Source organism: Microbacterium sp. ISL-103 (assembly GCF_018613995.1).
Taxonomy (GTDB): Bacteria; Actinomycetota; Actinomycetes; order Actinomycetales; family Microbacteriaceae; genus Microbacterium.
Genome location: NZ_JAGGPD010000434.1, coordinates 1 through 2,512, shown reverse-complemented (window position 1 = coordinate 2,512; position 2,512 = coordinate 1). Strand labels below are relative to the sequence as shown.

3 protein-coding genes are annotated in these 2,512 nt (G+C 65.6%); 1 reads left to right on the top strand and 2 read right to left on the bottom strand.

Annotated elements, in window-relative coordinates:
* Positions 1–146, top strand: a 146-nt coding sequence (locus tag J7E68_RS20185; protein WP_215173985.1) for a DUF1508 domain-containing protein, incomplete at its 5' end; no start/stop codon positions are given.
* 173 nt (positions 147–319) lie between these two features.
* Here J7E68_RS20185 and J7E68_RS15200 read toward each other — a convergent pair.
* Both J7E68_RS15200 and J7E68_RS15195 read right to left on the bottom strand, forming a co-directional pair.
* Positions 320–673, bottom strand: coding sequence for a hypothetical protein (locus J7E68_RS15200; RefSeq protein ID WP_215173983.1), 354 nt, complete (start codon positions 671–673; stop codon positions 320–322).
* Positions 674–857: 184 nt separating this feature from the next.
* A partial coding sequence (locus J7E68_RS15195) for a zinc-ribbon domain-containing protein (RefSeq protein WP_215173981.1) occupies positions 858–2,512 on the bottom strand: 1,655 nt, incomplete at its 5' end.

Genomic DNA, 2,512 nt, shown 5'->3' with positions numbered 1-2,512 from the left:
TGTACCGCGACCGTGCCGGAGAATATCGAGGGCGCGTGAAAGCCGGGAATGGCGAGATGCTCGCACTGAGCGAAGGCCATCACACTAAGGACGCCGCGCTCCGCTCCATCGACGTCGCGAGGCGGACGCTCGGCGCCCCCAACTAGTTTCCGCCAAGAAGACAGACCCCTGCGCCTCCGACTTCTCAGTTCGAGGTGTTGTGCAAGCAGTCGCTGCCCGTTTGCTGAAGCCCTTCCGCGCCCTGCCGCCTCCGGTTACATCGACCACGAGCAACTCATCGTCGCCATCGACGTGCGGGCAGAGAGCGCGGTCGCCTCTATCAAGAGTGCGAGGGCAGAACGACCATCACCCCGTAGAGCGTGTTCGGCTTCCAGCTGTTCGCCGCCTTGCTGCGTTCGAACCGCAGCGACAGCGCTACGGATCCGAGCGCTGAGCCGAAGCCGCTGACGGCCCCGACCGCGATCTCAGCCATCTCGTCGACCGTTGCGGACCTTTCCACCTCGAAGTCGGTGCGGGTGGTCTGCAGGAGGAAAGCTCCGTCGCGTTCGCGCACGCGCCGGATGAGAAGGTCGCGCTCGAAGTGGTTAGTTTCGCTGATCTCGAGTTCTCGAACACTCACCCCCGGAAACTCGCGGGTGATTCGGTCGAGAACAGTGGCGACTGCGGCAGTCATGTCATGATTCCTTCAGTAGTTCGGTGTGGGACGGTTGCCCTATGCGCGACACAATTCGGCATGAGCCGCTGTAGGACCAAAGCCCGCTCGGCGGCCCATCGGGCGGGCTGAACGGATGCGCGGAGTCGCTCCTCTGCTTCGCAGCCCAATAGCAGCGCCAGACTCCGGATGAGCCACCTACATCTCAGTTGCGTCGACGCGCGCACTCCTTGCACCCCCGCTTGCTATTCGCTCGCGAGTCCCCGGTCGACGGCCACTCGTGCCCGCAGGTCTGGCATTCCCACCAAATGCGCTTGCCGGTTCCGGCCACCACGTCCTGAGGAGTGAGGTCGCCGTTGCGGGAAAGCGAGAACTCCGCTGCCATGTCAGGCCTCGTTGTTGCCATGTCGTTAAACCCCACCCACACCTTCTTGCCGCTGCAGTACGGGCACCCCGTCCCCTGGCGTACGCGGTTGTCGCCGGAGACCTCCCAGTCGTGACCGTGCGGGATGCACAGCCACCACAGCTTGTGTCTGGTGCCGGCCACGACGTTGTCCGGAGTCCGCTCGTTGTTCTTCCAGGGGTGGAACTCGGCTGTCAAATCCGGCCTGGTCGCGCGCATGCAGTTCTTCTTGCTGACGGCGCGGTTCGAGCAGTAGCGGCATCCGACGCCCGCGACGCGCTTGGCGATGGCCCCGTCGTAGTCGCATCCGTTCGGGCACTTCCACCATGCCTTGTCCATCGACCCGGGGAACACGTCCCACGGGGTGAGGTCGCCGTTCAGGGTCTCGTGCCACATGGCCGCGATGTCCGGCGCCACAGTTGCCAGGCACGTGCTCGGGTGCACCACCTGGTGAGTGCACACCAGGCACTGCGAACCGCGGGTTCGGTTCGCCGGCGTCGTCTCATAGTCGTGCCCCCGGGAACAGGTGAAGGTCATCGTGTACTCGGAGCCCGCGACGACGTTATCGGCCGTGCGTCCCCCACTCAGCGCCTCATTGACCTCGGCCGCGATATCCGGGTGCGTGGCCCGCAGGGAGTTCGTGTCGTCGACGAGGAGGTTCGCACAGTATCCGCACCCGACGCCGGACGTGGTCCTCGCGTTCGGTGACACCTCGAACGAGTGGCCCATTGCGGCGCAGATCCAGTACCGCTTCACTCCGGATCCGGCGAGCACGTCCTCCGGGGTGATGTCGCCGTTCTTCTCGAAGTCCCACTCACCACACAGCAACGCGTGCGTTGCGGCCAGCGAGGTGTCCGGGCTCGCCCTCTTCCGCGCACAAACGCCGCAGCCGCCGGATGCCTTCGATGCGCGGAGTCTGCGACCGGTAGAAGTGAACGGGTGTCCAGCAATGCACACGTAGTCGTTCTCCCGGTCCCATCGTTTAGCGTGAGCGAAGCGGTCGCCGATGCCGTCGGGGCGCACCATCTGCGTCAACTGCAGGTGCCGCGTGCGGGGATAGAAACTCGTAGTCAGCCGAATGTGCAGATCCTCGTGCCCCACCATCTTCCCGTCGCGGCCGACCGCGATGCCGGCGTAGTGGTCAGCACGCAGCAGTAGCCAGAGAGCATCGACGAGGACGGCGGAGCGCCTGCAGTCCCCCGTTCGTTCGACGACGGCGATGAGGTGGGCGCGACGGTCCTCCACCCCGGGCGTCGCCGCCACCTTCCGCAAAGACTGCGCGAGCGCGACAGCGACGCAGAACCGCTGGGCAAGGTCCGTGGGTCGACTTGCCGCCTCCGTCCAAGCGCCGACGCACGCGAGAATCTCGCTCAGACGCGCGGCGTCGATGAGGCCCGCCTTCCGCAACCGGCGGTACGCACGGTCCGCCCGGAGAACCTCCACGTCTACGGGGAACT

Excerpts from the sequence above, each read along its gene's own strand:
- J7E68_RS15200 (WP_215173983.1), bottom strand. The coding sequence starts at position 673 with ATGACTGCCGCAGTCGCCACTGTTCTCGACCGAATCACCCGCGAGTTT.